The organism is Mycobacterium sp. 050272, from assembly GCF_039023525.1.
Lineage (GTDB): Bacteria > Actinomycetota > Actinomycetes > Mycobacteriales > Mycobacteriaceae > Mycobacterium.
In genome coordinates this window covers 305,628-319,558 of the sequence record NZ_JBCHKV010000004.1, presented here as the reverse complement: position 1 = coordinate 319,558, position 13,931 = coordinate 305,628, and the positions used below count along the sequence as shown (strand labels likewise).

Genomic DNA, 13,931 nt, shown 5'->3' with positions numbered 1-13,931 from the left:
GCTCGGCGGTTACGCCCGGCTCGGCAGGGTCAGCATGCAGGCCTGGCCGATGTCGAGGGTCCGCAGCATCCGTCCCATGCCGACCCAGAGGGCGCAGGACATGGCGAGGTCGGCGAGTAGCTCCTCGGAGAAGTGTTCGCTGGCCCGGCTCCAGAAGTCTTCGTCATCGCGCAACTTGGTGTGTTCCGTGCCGAACCGGTGCGCGAACTCGGCGGCCAGTCGCTCCTGCTCGCTGAATCCGGGCCAGGTGCGCCATTCCAGCGCGTGCTCGTAGAGCTCTTCGTCGACGCCCGCGGCCGGCCCGTCGGCGTCGCGCGTGTTCATGCACACGGTGCATTCGTTGTCGTGGGCGATCACGGCGCGCGCGATTTCACGGGTGCGCATCGGCAGCCGGTTCTTGGTGTACACGGCCTGGCTGAAGTTGGCGATCGCACCGCCGAGGTCCGGAGACTTCGTGGCCCAGCTGTAGATGTCGTCGTCAGCGAACGTTCCGATTCGGCTCATGGCGTGATGGTACGCCCGGCACCGCGATTTTTGGAACACGTTCTAGTATCTGCCGCCGGTACCCGCCGTCAGCCGGCCGGTGCTGGGCGCGTCGTCGTGCCAATCGCGTTGGGCCAGAACGCGGTGGGCGATGTGCTGCAGCGCGGTTTCCACTTCGTGGCGGTCCGGTCGGCCCTGATAACTCGGTGAACGCGAGAGCTTGTCGACGATCCAGCCCAGCAGCAACGAATAGACATAGTCGACTTGCTGGGCCCCGGCCGGGGTCAGCCACATCTGGTCGCCGTTGCGTTGGGCGTAGCCGGTGGCGACCAGGCGGGCGAAGGTGGGCTCGATGACCTCGAACGGGATCCGCATCGAGTCGCCGATATCGCTGAGGCGGGCCGTCCCGTACATCTGCCCGAAGCGATAGATACGCATCACGCCCCACAGGCCGGCCACGTCGAGGCGACAGTCCGGGCGCATCGCGATGCTGCGCAACCGCACGCCTGGGTCACCACGCAGCATGCGCGCGATCGCGTTCTCCAACAGCCGTTCTGGAGTGTCGGTGGTCGGCATCCCGAATCCGTCGCCTAGATCGACTGCGCTGTTGTGGATGTCGCGCAACGGGATCTCCCGCAGGAACAGCGCGAGGACGAAGCCGACCAGGGCCACCGGTGCGGCCCAGAAAAACACCTCGCTCAGTGACTCGGAATACGCCTGCACGATCGGGGCGGCCACGTTGTGTGGCTGACGATGCAGGGCGCCCGGTGAACTCACCGCGTCGGGCGCTGCGCCGCTGGCCGCCAGGGCCGCGGGCATCCGGCCGTCGAGGAAGTTGGAAAACAGCGAGCCGAAGATAGCGGCGCCGAACGAACTGCCGATGGTGCGGAAGAACGTCACACCCGAGGTAGCGACCCCGAGATCCTCGAAATTCGAGGTGTTCTGCACGATGAGAACCAGCACCTGCATCGACAATCCGATGCCGGCACCCAGGATGACCAGGTAGAGGGACTGAACCAGTGCCGAGGTGGACGGGGTCATCCGCGACATCAGCAGAAACGCCAGAGCCATCAGCGCGGTACCGGCGACCGGAAAGGCCTTGTAGCGGCCGGTCTTGCCGACGAGGGTGCCGCTGCCGGTCGAGGTGATCAGCATCCCGACCACCATCGGCAGCGTGCGCAGCCCCGACGTCGTCGCCGAGACGCCGTTGACGTACTGCATGTAGGTCGGCAGGAATGTCATCGCGCCCAACATCGCGAAACCGACGACGAACGACAACACACAGCAGACCGTGAACACCGGGCTGGCGAACAGCCGGGTCGGCAGGATCGGCTGCGGGACACGGCTTTCCACCCAGACGAACGCGGCCAGTGCCACTGCGGCACCGACGAACAGGCCGATGATCGTCGGCGATCCCCACGGGTAGAGGGTGCCGCCCCAGCTGGTCGCCAGGGTCAGGCCGGCGGCGCCCACGCCGACCAACACGATTCCGCCGTAGTCGATGACGGGCTTGGTGGATGACGCCAGAGCCGGAATGGCCGCTGCGGCAACGAAGATGACCAGCACCGAGATCGGAACGTTCACCCAGAACGCCCACCGCCAGGTCAGGTAGTCGGTGAAATAGCCACCGAGCAACGGGCCGACGACCGTCGTGACCCCGAAGACCGCGCCCAGAATTCCTTGGTACCGGCCACGTTCACGCAGCGGGACAACCTCACCGATCAGCGCGCTGGCCGTGACGGTGATTCCCCCGCCCCCGATGCCCTGCAGCGCCCGCGAGCCCACCAGCATGGCCATCGACTGGGACAGCCCGCACGACACCGATCCGATGACGAAGAACACGATGGCGGCCTGGAACACGCGTTTTCGGCCGAACAGGTCGCCGAGCTTGCCGACCAGGGCGGTGACGATCGTCGACGCCAGCAGGTAGCTGGTGACCACCCAGGACTGATGGCCGGCGTCGCCCAGGTCGGCGACGATGGTCGGCAGGGCAGTCGCGACGATGGTTTGGTCCAGGGCCGCGAGCAGCATCCCGAGCACGATCGCGACGAAGATCAGGTTCCGGCGTTGCGGGGTGATCAGGGCACCGCTGGCCGCTGGATCCACGACGACGGGGTTGGCTTGAGTTGCCACGCTGGATGCTGCTCTCGGGCTCGTCATGCCTGCCTTCCCGTCGGCGTTCGATGCTAACGGGTGCCCAGGGTTGACCCGCGGCAATCGCGCCGCGGGTCAGTGAAGCCAAATCGGAATCAGGCGATCGAGCCCGGCGGCCGGGACACGCATTGCGCCAAGTACAGCTGTTCGCCCAGCTTCTCCATCAGCTGAAGCTGCGTCTCCAGGTAGTCGACGTGGTTTTCCTCGTCGGCGATGATCTTTTCCAGCAAGAAGGCGCTGGTGCTGTCTTCTTTTGCGCGGCACATGATCACGCCGGGCTTGAGACGGGCCAAGACCTCGTATTCGATGGCCAGATCCGCTTCGAATTGCTCGCGCAGCGTCTGACCGATGCGCAGCGAGAACAGGCGCTGGTAGTTCGGCAGGCCATCCAGCAGCAGGATGCGGTCGGTGATCGCCTCGGCGTGACGCATCTCGTCGAAGGACTCCGCACGGGTGTGCTCGGCGATCTCGGTAAAGCCCCAGTTCTCTTGCATTTTCGAATGCAGGAAGTACTGGTTGATCGCGGTCAGCTCACTGGTCAACTGCTCATTGAGCAGACGCAGGACGTCTGGATCCCCTTGCATGATCACTCCTCCGGTGGTCGGGGCCGTCGTGGCCGGGCGCGCGCAAGTGGCTGTGCTGCAGCTCACCCGTGCGGCCAAGCAGCACTTTGCCACGCAGATTGGAATTGTTCCAGCAAGGTATGGCTGCGCTCAGTAGCTGAAATGCCCTTCCCGCCGTAGTAAGGTTCGTCTAACCTACTTAGGTTAGACTCGGTTAATATGAGGCGTATTCGGGGCGACCGTGGGTGATGGGAAGGAGTGCTGATGTACGTGTGCCTGTGCGTCGGCGTCACCAATCACACCGTGGCCGAATGCGTGGCACGCGGTGCCTCCAGCTCGAAGGAGGTCGCCGCGCTGTGCGGTGCGGGCGGTGACTGCGGGCGGTGCCGGCGCACGCTGAGGGCGATCATCGAGTCGTCGAAGCAAATTGACGCCGAACTCGAAGCGGCGGGGTCGCTCTAACTATTCTTGCGCTCCGCGAAATCGGCCAAGGCCGCGGCGTTGGCCGCAGCGCCCATCAGCTCGGCAAAATGCGCGTTTTCGCGCGCGGTTGCGGCCGCGATCTCGGGCCGGATCGGTTCTGTCATCGTGTGTTTCACCGCCATCAAGCTCGAAACCGGCCGGGAGGCAAGAACTTCGGCATACCGGCGGGTTTCGGGCAGCAGCTCCTCCGGATCACAGACCCGCCAGACCAGGCCCATTCGCAGGGCCTCCTGAGCATCCACCCATTCCGAAGACATCAATAACCATGCGGCGTTCTGCCGGCCGACCAGCTGCGGCAGCAGATACGACGACGCCGCCTCGGGGGCCACACCCAGGCTGGTGAACGGGCACTTCAGCCGCGCTGTCGACGACATGAACGCCAGGTCGGCGTAGCCGAGGATGGTGGCGCCGATTCCCACGCCGATACCGTTCACGGCGCAGATGAGTGGCTTGGGAAACGCGCTCAGCGCGTCGATCATGCCCGGGAATCCGTGTTTGCCGGGCACGAAACCCGGGTCGGTGATGCGCGCCTGCATCTCGGCGAGATCGGTGCCGGCCGAAAAGCCGCGCCCGGTCCCGGTCAACACCACGACCGCGATCTGCGGATCGTCGGCGGCGGCCAACAGCGCTTCCGCGGTGGCGTCGTAGAGCGCTTCGTTGAAGGCGTTGAGCGCCTCGGGCCGGTTCAGCGTCAGGGTGCGTACCCGGTTGGTGTCATCGATCAGCAACGTCACCGCTGCAGCCTAACCGCGCCGCATCACCAGCCTGAGCTCACCCGTTGCTGTAGACGCGGGTGGGCGCGATCAGCACCGCGGCGCGACGCTCCATGGCCATCACGCGGTCGTACTCGTCCCAGTCGTCGTGGGTTCCGCCGGCCGCGGTGAAGACCTCGCGCAGCAACAGCCGCAACCGGTCGGCGTCGGCAAGCCACGGCTGCGAGTCGTCGGGGCCGGCCAGTTCGGCGCGGCCTTCGACGGTCGCCCACTGCCAGCCGTTGCGGAATGTGACGGCCAGCTGCGGTCGATCCCGCAGATTGGCGAGTTTGACTTTGCCGTAGGTGGTGAAGCCGAGGACCGATTCACCGGTATGCGGGTGGGGCAACAGTCCCACGTTCACCAGCGATGCCTGTACGGTCCCGTCGGCGCGAACCGTCGAGACCACCGCCAGTCCGCTTTCCCCCGCCGCCAGCGCCACAGCGTCCTCGAGTGTTGTCATGTGCGGTCCTCACGCTCCAAAGGCTGTCTTGAACACGTAACGGCTGGTCGGCACCGTGTCGATGTTCTCGTTGGCGCCGAATGCGGTCGTGCTGGCAACCATTCGGCCCAGCCGGTCCTGCAGGTCGTCGTCGTCGGCGGCCCCGAAGAATGCTTTGAGATCGGTTACCGCTTCAATCGGGAACAACTCCTCGACGATGCCCGCGATTCCCGGTGCGTCCGGTGTCAGCGCCCGCACCACCCAGTTCTGGGTATAACCGAAGGTCGACTGCGTCTCGATGGCCACCGAGGTGTGGTTGAGCTGCCAGCGGTTCAGCCAAGTTGCCTGGTCCAGCTCCGCGGGCCGGCGCAGCAGCGCGACATTGGCGAAACCCGTTGTGCGAGAACCTGGTTCGCCGCCGGCAAAAGGCAGCGGGACCGACTCGGTGACCAGGTAGGCGGCGAGGCGTTCACATTCGGCCTCGAGGAGTCCCAGCGCCTTGGTCATCTGCTCGCCATAGCACTGCTGTGTCCACATGCTCACGACGGCAACGGCCGGCGGGTCCATCGTCGTCAGCGTCATCAGCGAATGCCGCACCGCGCCGTCTTTGACATTGACAGCCAACCCGGGCAGTCCCAGGTCCAACAGCGCGTTCGCGACCGAACCCCGCTGGCGGGCACACCAATCGTCGTCCGCATCGGCGCGCCTGAGCACCGCGATCACCTTTTCCATAGGCAGAACCTACAGTCGGCCCCGACGAAAGCTCAGTGCGGTAGTCCACGCGGTGGCAGCTACTGCCGAATGTCGCTATCTGGCCGGCCGTACGTGCTGTTCACTGCCGACCGACTCCCCGATGATCGCGGCGAGTCGCCGATACGATTCGTCGCGGCCACTCGACGACCGGAACACCAGGCCGATGCGCCGGCCCGGGCGCGGCGACGCGAACTGCGCGAGCCCGAGCTGGCTGCGGGCGGCCTCCACGGGTGCCGCGCTGCGCGGGATCAGGGTGACCCCCAGCCCGCCGGCCACGCACTGCACCGCGGTGGCCAGCGACGCGGCCCGGGTGTCGGCGAGTTCGGCTCGCACGCCGGCCTTTTGGCAGACGTCGAGGGCTTGGTCGCGCAGACAGTGCCCCTCGTCCAGCAGCAGCAGCGGCAAGTCTGCCAACGCCGACGCGGGTACCCGGCGCTTGCCGGACAGCGGGTGACCGGGCGGCACCGCGAGCAGGAAATCTTCCTCGTAGATGCCGACCTCCGTGAGTCCGGCGGCGCCGGCGGGCAGCGCGATCAGGGCGGCGTCCAGGGATCCGCCGCGCAGCGCGGTCAGCAATCGTTCGGTCTGGTCTTCGATCACCCGCAGGCTCAGCGCGGGAAGGCGGTCGGAGAGGCCGGCCAGCACGGTGGGCAACAGGTAGGGCGCCACCGTCGGGATCATGCCCAGCCGCAGGGTGCCCTGCAGCGGATCCGAGGTGCCGGCCGCGGCGGCGGTAAATGCCTCGGCCGCTTCGACGACCGCCTGGGCCAGCGGGAGTAACTGCGTGCCTTCGGGCGTCAAGCGGACACGCCGAGTGGAGCGCTCGACGAGATGGGTGCCCAGGCCCGTCTCCAGGGCCGCCAGCGATTGCGACAGCGTCGACTGGCTGACACCGAGAGCTGTTGCTGCACTGCCGAAATGGTGCCTTTCGGCAACCGCGGCGAAGGCGCGCAACCCCGCCAGGGTCGGCTGAAAACTCTTATCGGTCATGGCTATAAGTATAGTGTGATATATCACCTTTACTTCATGCAGCGCTCCCGGCACCATGGTCACTGGACACTTAATCTTGACTAATTCCAAATAAGGAGACGCGGACATGGCACTGCTAACGATCGGCGATCAGTTCCCCGCCTACGAGCTCACCGGTCTGATCGGCGGCGATCTGTCGAAGGTCGACGCCCAGCAACCCGAGGACTACTTCAAGACCATCTCCAGCGACGACTACGAGGGCAAGTGGCGGATCGTGTTCTTCTGGCCGAAGGACTTCACCTTCGTGTGCCCAACCGAGATTGCCGCGTTCGGCAAGCTCAATGACGAGTTCGAGGATCGCGACGCGCAGGTGCTCGGTGTCTCGGTAGACAGCGAATTCGTGCACTTCCAGTGGCGGGCCCAGCACGAGGACCTCAAGAAGCTGCCGTTCCCGATGCTGTCTGACATCAAGCGTGAACTCGCGCTGGCCACCGGTGTGCTCAATGCCGACGGCGTCGCCGACCGCGTCACTTTCATCGTCGACCCCAACAACGAGATCCAATTCGTCTCGGCGACCGCGGGATCCGTGGGGCGTAACGTGGACGAGGTGCTGCGGGTCCTGGACGCTCTGCAATCCGACGAGCTGTGCGCCTGCAACTGGCGCAAGGGCGACCCGACTCTGAACGCCGGCGAGCTGCTCAAGGCTTCGGCCTAACTCTGGAGGCTGTGATGAGCATCGAGAATCTGAAGGAAGCGCTGCCGGAATACGCCAAGGACCTCAAGCTCAACCTTGGGTCGATTGCCCGCACCACCGTGCTGAACGACGAACAGTTGTGGGGCACGTTGCTGGCGAGCGCGGCGGCAACGCGAAACTCCCGGATGCTGGCCGAGATTGGGGCCGAGGCGGCCGACAATCTGTCTGCCGAGGCGTACCAGGCGGCTCTGGGTGCCGCGTCGATCATGGGCATGAACAATGTGTTCTACCGTGGCCGCGGTTTCCTGGAGGGCAAGTACGACGACCTTAGGGCCGGCTTGCGGATGAACATCATCGGCAACCCGGGCGTGGACAAGGCGAATTTCGAGCTGTGGTCGTTCGCGGTGTCATCGATCAACGGGTGTTCGCACTGCGTTGTCGCCCACGAGCACACGCTGCGCGAGGCCGGTGTGGATCGTGAGGTGATCCTGGAAGCCCTGAAGGCCGCAGCGATCGTTGCCGGTGTGGCACAAGCGATCACGGCCGCGCAGACACTGGCCAGCGTCGGCTGATCGTCGCCGGTGACCGCATCCTGGGTGGCGCACGCGATCTGGTGGCAGATCTATCCCTTGGGCTTCGTGGGAGCGTTTCCCACGCCCGAGGGGTCGGCGCAGGCAGGTCCGGGCGAGCACCGGTTGCGGCGGCTTGTCGAGTGGTTCGATCACGCCATCGAGCTGGGGGCATCCGGAGTTGCGCTGGGGCCGATTTTTGCCTCGCGCACACACGGTTACGACACGACTGACCATTACCGGATCGACCCCCGGCTCGGTGACGACGGCGATTTCGACTATCTGATCGCCGAGGCCCGCGCCCGCGGCCTGCGGGTGCTGCTCGACGGGGTTTTCAACCATGTCGGGGTGGACTTCGGCCGCTACCGTGATGCGGCGCACGACGACGCGGCGGCGCACTGGTTTCGTGGCCGTCCCGGGCGATTTCACACCTTCGAGGGGCATTCCGAACTCATCACCCTCAATCACAACAACCCGGAAGTCGTCGACTACGTCGCCGACGTGATGTCGCACTGGTTGCAGCGAGGCGCGGACGGCTGGCGCCTGGACGCGGCTTACGCTGTACCGCAACAGTTTTGGGCGACAGTGTTACCGCGGGTGCGCGAGCGGCATCCGGGCGCATGGTTCGTCGGCGAACTCATCCACGGCGACTATGCCGCGATCGTCGAGGAGGCCACCTTTGATTCCGCCACCCAGTACGAACTCTGGAAGGCAATCTGGAGCAGCCTCAACGACGGCAATTTCTTCGAGCTGGACTGGGCGCTGCAGCGCCACAGCACGTTTCTGGCCAGCTTCGCGCCGCTGACGTTCATCGGCAATCACGACGTCACTCGCATCGCCAGCCGGCTGGAGGACCCCCGTCATCTCCAGCACGCGCTGGTGCTGCTGTTGACGATCGGCGGCGTGCCCAGCGTGTACGCCGGCGACGAGTTCGGCTTCCGCGCCGTCAAAGAGGAGCGTTACGGCGGCGACGACGCGGTGCGTCCGGAGTTCGGTTCTCCCCCTGTGCAATTGGACGACGTCGGTGCCGAGGTATGGCGACTGCACCAGTTCCTGGTTGGACTGCGCCGTCGCCACCCCTGGCTGTATTCCGCCACCACCACGTCGCGACGGCTGGCCAACCGGCACTACGTCTACGAGACGCGCAGCGGCGACGACGCGCTGGTGGTTGCGTTGAATATCGGTGACGAGCCGTTGCGGCTGCCGCTGTCGGAGCTGGGACCGGCGCGCGCCGAGGTGGTCGCCGGATCGGCGGCCCCACCCAGCGACGTCGTCGGCGAGGTGACCGTCGAGCCGCACGGCTGGCGAATCCTGCGACCCGCTTAGTCGCCTAGCCGGGCCAGCGTCAGGGCGTCCTGCTCACCGCGGTAGTAAACGTCGAGCAGCGTGCGGAAGTCCTGGGGGTCGTCGGTCGCCAGCGCGAACAACGTCATCGACGAACGCAGCTTGAGATCGTCGGGTGAGCCGAAGATCTCCGTGATCGAGCGACCTCGCAGCTGATTGACCAGCCGGGTGCACTCGTGCAGCCGCGGCCCCAGCACGTCATGCCCGAGGTAGGCCCGAGCCTCCTGCAGCGACGAGATGCCGTAGTGCACCGCCGTCGGACTGCTGCCCAGCCCGCGCAGCTGCGGGAAGACGAACCACATCCAGTGACCACGTTTTCGCCCGTCCCGCAGCTCCTGAACGACGCTGCCGTAGACCGGTTCCTGTGCGACAACGAAACGTGTCAGATCGAAGGGGTCGTCCGCCGAGTCCATATGACTACGGTGGCATACATGGCCGTCAAACGACGCATGCCCAAAGCCCGCGACCTGGCCCCGCTCATGCAGTTCAAGCGGCCCCAGTTCAACGCGACCACGCGTCGGCTCAGCGCGGCATTCACGATCGAGGATTTGCGCCGCATCGCCAAACGTCGCACCCCCAAGGCGGCTTTCGACTACACCGACGGTGCGGCCGAGGACGAGTTGTCCCTCGAGCGTGCCCGGCAAGCCTTCCGCGACATCGAATTCCACCCGACGATCCTGCGTGACGTCAGCAATGTGACTGCCGGGTGGGACGTGCTGGGTCAACCGGTCGCCTTGCCGTTCGGCATCGCGCCGACCGGATTCACCCGACTGATGCAGACCGAGGGCGAGATCGCCGGCGCGGCGGCGGCGGCCAAGGCCGGCATCCCGTTCTCGCTTTCCACGCTCGGCACCTGCGCGATCGAAGACCTGGTGGCCGCGGTCCCGCACGGCCGCAAATGGTTTCAGCTCTATATGTGGAAGGACCGGGACCGGTCGATGGCGCTGGTCAAACGCGCCGCCGACGCCGGATTCGACACCCTGCTGGCCACCGTCGACGTGCCTGTCTCCGGGGCGCGATTCCGGGACAACCGCAACGGGATGACGGTCCCGCCGTCGCTGACGCTGCGCACCGTGCTCGACGCGGTGCCGCACCCGAAGTGGTGGTTCGACCTGCTGACCACCGAGCCATTGGCGTTCGCATCACTGGATCGCTGGCCGGGCACCGTCGCGGAGTATCTGAGCACGATGTTCGACCCCAGCCTGACCTTTGACGACCTGGCCTGGATCAAGGAGCAGTGGCCAGGCAAGCTCGTGGTCAAGGGCATTCAGACGCTCGACGACGCGCGGGCCGCCGTGCGGCACGGCGTCGACGGTGTCGTGTTGTCCAATCACGGTGGACGCCAACTGGATCGGGCCCCGGTGCCCTTCCATCTGTTGCCGGTGGTGGCGCGCGAGCTGGGCAAGGACACCGAGATTCTGGTGGACACCGGCATCATGTCGGGCGCCGACATCGTGGCCGCGATCGCGCTGGGGGCACGGTTCACGCTGGTCGGACGGGCCTATCTCTACGGGCTGATGGCCGGCGGCGAGGCCGGGGTCAACCGCGCGATCGAGATCCTGGAGAGCGGGGTGCTGCGCACGATGCGGCTGCTGGGCGTGCGCAGTCTCGAGGAACTCTCCCCCGCCCACGTCACCCAGCTGCGGCGGCTGGGACCGGTCGAGTAGGCCCGCTCCGATCTATTGCGGGGCCAGCTGAAACCTGCCAAGGTGGTTACGTGCAATTCGGGTTCGTATGCGGCCGGGCCTGCCTCAACTTTGCGGGCACGCTGAAACACCGCAACACCTCTCGTGACGAGCGGCTGATCGATCCAGCGGTGCTCTCGGAATGGGCTGTGCAGGCGGGATTGGTGGACGCCGGCATCGAGGTCACCGACGACGATCTGGCCACCGCGATCGCCGTACGCGAAGCGATCTACCGGACCGCCACCGCGCGGTTGGACGGCCGCGAGCCCGAGCCGGCCGATGTCGAGCTGTTGAATGAGCAGGCATCGCGCCCCGCGCTGACGCCGCGGCTGCTCCCCAACGGCGACACGTTCCGCGAGGGCACCGCGGCGCAATTGATCGCCAGCCTGGCCGCGGATTTGCTGGATCTGCTCGCCGGCCCCGACATCGATTACGTCAAGCGCTGCGACCACCCGGACTGCTCGCTGCTCTACGTCGACTCCTCGCGGGCGAAGAACCGGCACTGGTGCGGCATGGCCACCTGCGGCAACAAAGTCAAGGTCCAGGCCTTCCGGGCGCGCCAGCGCGCCGCGGCCAATTGACGGCACGTTGACCGGCGATTGAGCTAGGTCACACCGCGGGCCCGAGTACCGGCGGGAACAAAAGCCATTCGCCAAAGGTTGAGCGCATCAGACTAAACCTTTGGAGAAGCAAATGTCTGAACCCAAATCAGTGCCGGTGCTGTTCGTTACCGACACGACAGTGTTGCCCGGAATGGTTGTGCCGATCGAGCTGGACGATGCCGCACGGGCGGCCGTCGACGCGGCGCGGGCCAGCGACTCCGGCGAACTGCTGATCGCTCCCCGGCTCGAGGACCGGTATCCGTCCCATGGCGTGATCGCCAAGATTCTCCAGGTCGGACGTATCGCCGGCGGTGGTGGCACCGCGGCCGTCGTGCGCGGTGAGCGCAGGGCGCAGATCGGCACGGGAGCCTCCGGCCCGGGCCCGGCGTTGTGGGTCGAGGTGACCGAGGTCGACGACGCCGACGTCACCGACGAGGTCAAGGCGCTGGCGGCGGAGTACAAGAAGCTGTTGCTGGCCATGCTGCAACGGCGCGAGGCCTGGCAGATCATCGACTACGTCAACAGCCTGACCGATCCGTCGGCGCTGGCCGACACCTCGGGGTACGCGTCCTATCTGACCGATGTGCAGAAGCGGCAGCTGCTGGAGACGGTGGACGTCGCCGAGCGGCTGCGGGTCCTGATCGACTGGACGGCCGATCATTTGGCCGAAGTCGAAGTCAACGACAAAATCGCCGAGGATGTCCGCGAGGGCATGGAGAAGACGCAGAAGGAGTTCCTGCTGCGCCAGCAGCTCGCCGCGATTCGCAAGGAATTGGGCGAGGGCGAACCCGACGGCTCCGATGACTACCGGGCCCGGGTCGAGGCCGCCGAGCTGCCCGACAAGGTCCGCGAGGCCGCGCTGCGCGAGGTCGGCAAGCTGGAGCGCGCCAGCGACCAGAGCCCGGAAAGCGGCTGGATTCGGACCTGGCTGGACACCGTGCTGGACCTGCCGTGGAACGTCCGCACCGAGGACTCGACGGATCTGGCGGCGGCGCGGGGCGTTCTGGACGCCGACCATCACGGGCTGGACGACGTCAAGGACCGCATCGTCGAATATCTGGCGGTGCGTTCGCGGCGCGCTCAGCGCGGGCTGCAGGTCGTGGGCGGCCGCGGTTCGGGCGCGGTGATGGTGCTCGCGGGTCCGCCCGGTGTCGGCAAGACGTCGCTGGGTGAGAGCGTGGCCCGGGCGCTCGGCCGCAAGTTCGTGCGTGTCGCGTTGGGCGGCGTGCGCGACGAGGCCGAAATCCGTGGGCACCGGCGCACCTACGTGGGCGCGTTGCCCGGCCGGATCGTGCGCGCGATCGGCGAGGCGGGTTCGATGAATCCCGTTGTGCTGCTTGACGAAATCGACAAAGTCGGATCCGATTATCGCGGTGACCCGAGCGCGGCACTGCTCGAGGTGCTGGACCCGGCGCAGAATCACACGTTCCGCGACCACTACCTGGATCTGGACCTCGACCTGTCCGACGTCGTGTTCTTGGCTACTGCCAACGTGATTGAGAACATCCCGTCGGCGCTGCTGGATCGCATGGAGCTGGTGACGATCGACGGTTACACCGAGGACGACAAGGTCGCCATCGCCCGCGAGTACCTGCTGCCACGGCAGCGGGAGCGGGCGGCGTTGACCAGCGACGAGGTCACCGTCACCGACACGGCGCTGCGCAAGATCGCCGCCGATTACACCCGTGAGCCGGGGGTTCGTCAATTCGAGCGGCTGCTGGCCAAGGCGCTGCGCAAGGTGACGACCAAGATCGCCGACGAACCGGTGACCATCGACGAGCCCGACCTGGTGGATTACCTTGGCCGGCCGCGGTTTACGCCGGAGTCGGCCGAACGCACCGCGGTGCCGGGCGTCGCCACGGGGCTGGCTGTCACCGGCCTGGGCGGCGATGTGCTCTACATCGAAGCCGGGGCCACCGACGGTGAGCCCGGGTTGCAGCTGACCGGTCAACTGGGCGACGTGATGAAGGAGTCGGCGCAGATCGCGCTGTCCTATGTCCGCTCCCATGCGGCCGAATTGGGTGTCGACCCGACGACGCTGGACCGCCGCATTCACGTGCACGTGCCGGCGGGCGCGGTGCCCAAGGACGGCCCGTCGGCCGGTGTCACGATGGTCACCGCGTTGGTGTCGATGGCCACCGGGCGCCAGGTGCGCTCCGATGTCGGCATGACCGGTGAGGTCACGCTGAACGGCCGGGTGCTGCCGATCGGTGGTGTGAAGCAGAAGCTGCTGGCCGCCCAACGTGCCGGCCTGTCAACGGTTTTCATTCCGCAGCGAAACGAGCCAGACCTGGACGACGTGCCGGCTGAAGTGCTCGAGGCGCTGAGCGTCAAGCCGATGACCGACGTCGCGGAGATCGTCGCGCAGGCGCTGGAACCGGCGGCCGAAGCCGCGGTGGCCGCCTGACCCCTCGGAGCAGGCTTTGGCCTCCCCGGGG

At 66.4% G+C, this 13,931-nt stretch carries 15 protein-coding genes; 7 read left to right on the top strand and 8 right to left on the bottom strand.

Going from position 1 to position 13,931, the window contains the following annotated elements; all coding sequences use genetic code 11:
• Positions 1-9 precede the first annotated feature (9 nt).
• From AAHS21_RS11445 to bfr, 3 genes are all read right to left on the bottom strand, one after another.
• Complete coding sequence (locus AAHS21_RS11445; RefSeq protein WP_342927771.1) at positions 10-504, bottom strand: carboxymuconolactone decarboxylase family protein; 495 nt, start codon at positions 502-504, stop codon at positions 10-12.
• Between the two features lie 42 nt (positions 505-546).
• The gene (locus AAHS21_RS11440; protein WP_342927770.1) at positions 547-2,643 is read right to left on the bottom strand and encodes an MDR family MFS transporter; all 2,097 of its coding nucleotides are present in this window, start codon (positions 2,641-2,643) and stop codon (positions 547-549) included.
• Positions 2,644-2,732: 89 nt separating this feature from the next.
• Entirely contained in the window at positions 2,733-3,221 is a 489-nt protein-coding gene (gene bfr / locus AAHS21_RS11435; protein ID WP_096291151.1) for a bacterioferritin, read from the bottom strand.
• A gap of 243 nt (positions 3,222-3,464) precedes the next feature.
• Here bfr and AAHS21_RS11430 point away from each other — a divergent pair, with 243 nt between their 5' ends.
• Positions 3,465-3,662 (top strand): (2Fe-2S)-binding protein, encoded by a 198-nt coding sequence (locus AAHS21_RS11430; RefSeq protein ID WP_342927769.1) that lies wholly within the window; start codon positions 3,465-3,467, stop codon positions 3,660-3,662.
• Here the strand turns inward: AAHS21_RS11430 and AAHS21_RS11425 are convergent.
• The 4 genes from AAHS21_RS11425 to AAHS21_RS11410 all read right to left on the bottom strand — a co-directional run bounded on the left by AAHS21_RS11425 (position 3,659) and on the right by AAHS21_RS11410 (position 6,620).
• Positions 3,659-4,417 (bottom strand): enoyl-CoA hydratase-related protein, encoded by a 759-nt coding sequence (locus tag AAHS21_RS11425; protein WP_342927768.1) that lies wholly within the window; start codon positions 4,415-4,417, stop codon positions 3,659-3,661. The two genes, AAHS21_RS11430 and AAHS21_RS11425, sit on opposite strands and share 4 nt — an antisense overlap.
• A 37-nt stretch (positions 4,418-4,454) precedes the next feature.
• A complete protein-coding gene (locus AAHS21_RS11420) occupies positions 4,455-4,898 on the bottom strand; it encodes a TIGR03618 family F420-dependent PPOX class oxidoreductase (RefSeq protein WP_342927767.1) in 444 nt (147 codons plus the stop codon).
• A gap of 9 nt (positions 4,899-4,907) precedes the next feature.
• Positions 4,908-5,609, bottom strand: coding sequence for a hypothetical protein (locus AAHS21_RS11415; RefSeq protein ID WP_342927766.1), 702 nt, complete (start codon positions 5,607-5,609; stop codon positions 4,908-4,910).
• Positions 5,610-5,684: 75 nt separating this feature from the next.
• The gene (locus tag AAHS21_RS11410; RefSeq protein WP_342927765.1) at positions 5,685-6,620 is read right to left on the bottom strand and encodes a hydrogen peroxide-inducible genes activator; all 936 of its coding nucleotides are present in this window, start codon (positions 6,618-6,620) and stop codon (positions 5,685-5,687) included.
• Positions 6,621-6,726: 106 nt separating this feature from the next.
• Between AAHS21_RS11410 and AAHS21_RS11405 the strand changes: the two genes are divergently transcribed.
• Genes AAHS21_RS11405 through AAHS21_RS11395 form a run of 3 tightly spaced genes read left to right on the top strand, consistent with a single transcriptional unit; the run spans position 6,727 to position 9,188 of the window.
• Positions 6,727-7,314, top strand: a complete 588-nt coding sequence (locus tag AAHS21_RS11405) for a peroxiredoxin (protein WP_342927764.1) — start codon at positions 6,727-6,729, stop codon at positions 7,312-7,314.
• Between the two features lie 14 nt (positions 7,315-7,328).
• Entirely contained in the window at positions 7,329-7,865 is a 537-nt protein-coding gene (locus tag AAHS21_RS11400) for an alkyl hydroperoxide reductase (RefSeq protein ID WP_342927763.1), read from the top strand.
• A gap of 9 nt (positions 7,866-7,874) precedes the next feature.
• Positions 7,875-9,188 (top strand): alpha-amylase family protein, encoded by a 1,314-nt coding sequence (locus tag AAHS21_RS11395; RefSeq protein ID WP_342927762.1) that lies wholly within the window; start codon positions 7,875-7,877, stop codon positions 9,186-9,188.
• Here the strand turns inward: AAHS21_RS11395 and AAHS21_RS11390 are convergent.
• Positions 9,185-9,619, bottom strand: a complete 435-nt coding sequence (locus AAHS21_RS11390) for a DUF1810 domain-containing protein (protein ID WP_342927761.1) — start codon at positions 9,617-9,619, stop codon at positions 9,185-9,187. The genes AAHS21_RS11395 and AAHS21_RS11390 overlap by 4 nt on opposite strands.
• 18 nt (positions 9,620-9,637) lie before the next feature.
• On the opposite strand from AAHS21_RS11390, the gene AAHS21_RS11385 reads away from it, so the two are divergent.
• The 3 genes from AAHS21_RS11385 (at position 9,638) to lon (ending at position 13,900) form a co-directional block, all read left to right on the top strand.
• A complete protein-coding gene (locus tag AAHS21_RS11385; RefSeq protein WP_342927760.1) occupies positions 9,638-10,873 on the top strand; it encodes an alpha-hydroxy acid oxidase in 1,236 nt (411 codons plus the stop codon).
• Positions 10,874-10,923: 50 nt separating this feature from the next.
• A complete protein-coding gene (locus AAHS21_RS11380) occupies positions 10,924-11,472 on the top strand; it encodes an ABATE domain-containing protein (protein ID WP_342927759.1) in 549 nt (182 codons plus the stop codon).
• A 112-nt stretch (positions 11,473-11,584) separates the two neighbouring features.
• Positions 11,585-13,900, top strand: a complete 2,316-nt coding sequence (gene lon, locus AAHS21_RS11375; RefSeq protein ID WP_342927758.1) for an endopeptidase La — start codon at positions 11,585-11,587, stop codon at positions 13,898-13,900.
• The last annotated feature ends 31 nt before the right edge of the window (positions 13,901-13,931 follow it).

Coding starts and splice junctions, on each gene's coding strand:
- AAHS21_RS11405 (WP_342927764.1), top strand. CDS start 6,727: ATGGCACTGCTAACGATCGGCGATCAGTTCCCCGCCTACGAGCTCACC.
- AAHS21_RS11430 (WP_342927769.1), top strand. CDS start 3,465: ATGTACGTGTGCCTGTGCGTCGGCGTCACCAATCACACCGTGGCCGAA.
- AAHS21_RS11420 (WP_342927767.1), bottom strand. CDS start 4,898: ATGACAACACTCGAGGACGCTGTGGCGCTGGCGGCGGGGGAAAGCGGA.
- bfr (WP_096291151.1), bottom strand. CDS start 3,221: ATGCAAGGGGATCCAGACGTCCTGCGTCTGCTCAATGAGCAGTTGACC.
- AAHS21_RS11390 (WP_342927761.1), bottom strand. CDS start 9,619: ATGGACTCGGCGGACGACCCCTTCGATCTGACACGTTTCGTTGTCGCA.
- lon (WP_342927758.1), top strand. CDS start 11,585: ATGTCTGAACCCAAATCAGTGCCGGTGCTGTTCGTTACCGACACGACA.
- AAHS21_RS11415 (WP_342927766.1), bottom strand. CDS start 5,609: ATGGAAAAGGTGATCGCGGTGCTCAGGCGCGCCGATGCGGACGACGAT.
- AAHS21_RS11410 (WP_342927765.1), bottom strand. CDS start 6,620: ATGACCGATAAGAGTTTTCAGCCGACCCTGGCGGGGTTGCGCGCCTTC.
- AAHS21_RS11385 (WP_342927760.1), top strand. CDS start 9,638: ATGGCCGTCAAACGACGCATGCCCAAAGCCCGCGACCTGGCCCCGCTC.
- AAHS21_RS11400 (WP_342927763.1), top strand. CDS start 7,329: ATGAGCATCGAGAATCTGAAGGAAGCGCTGCCGGAATACGCCAAGGAC.
- AAHS21_RS11445 (WP_342927771.1), bottom strand. CDS start 504: ATGAGCCGAATCGGAACGTTCGCTGACGACGACATCTACAGCTGGGCC.
- AAHS21_RS11440 (WP_342927770.1), bottom strand. CDS start 2,643: ATGACGAGCCCGAGAGCAGCATCCAGCGTGGCAACTCAAGCCAACCCC.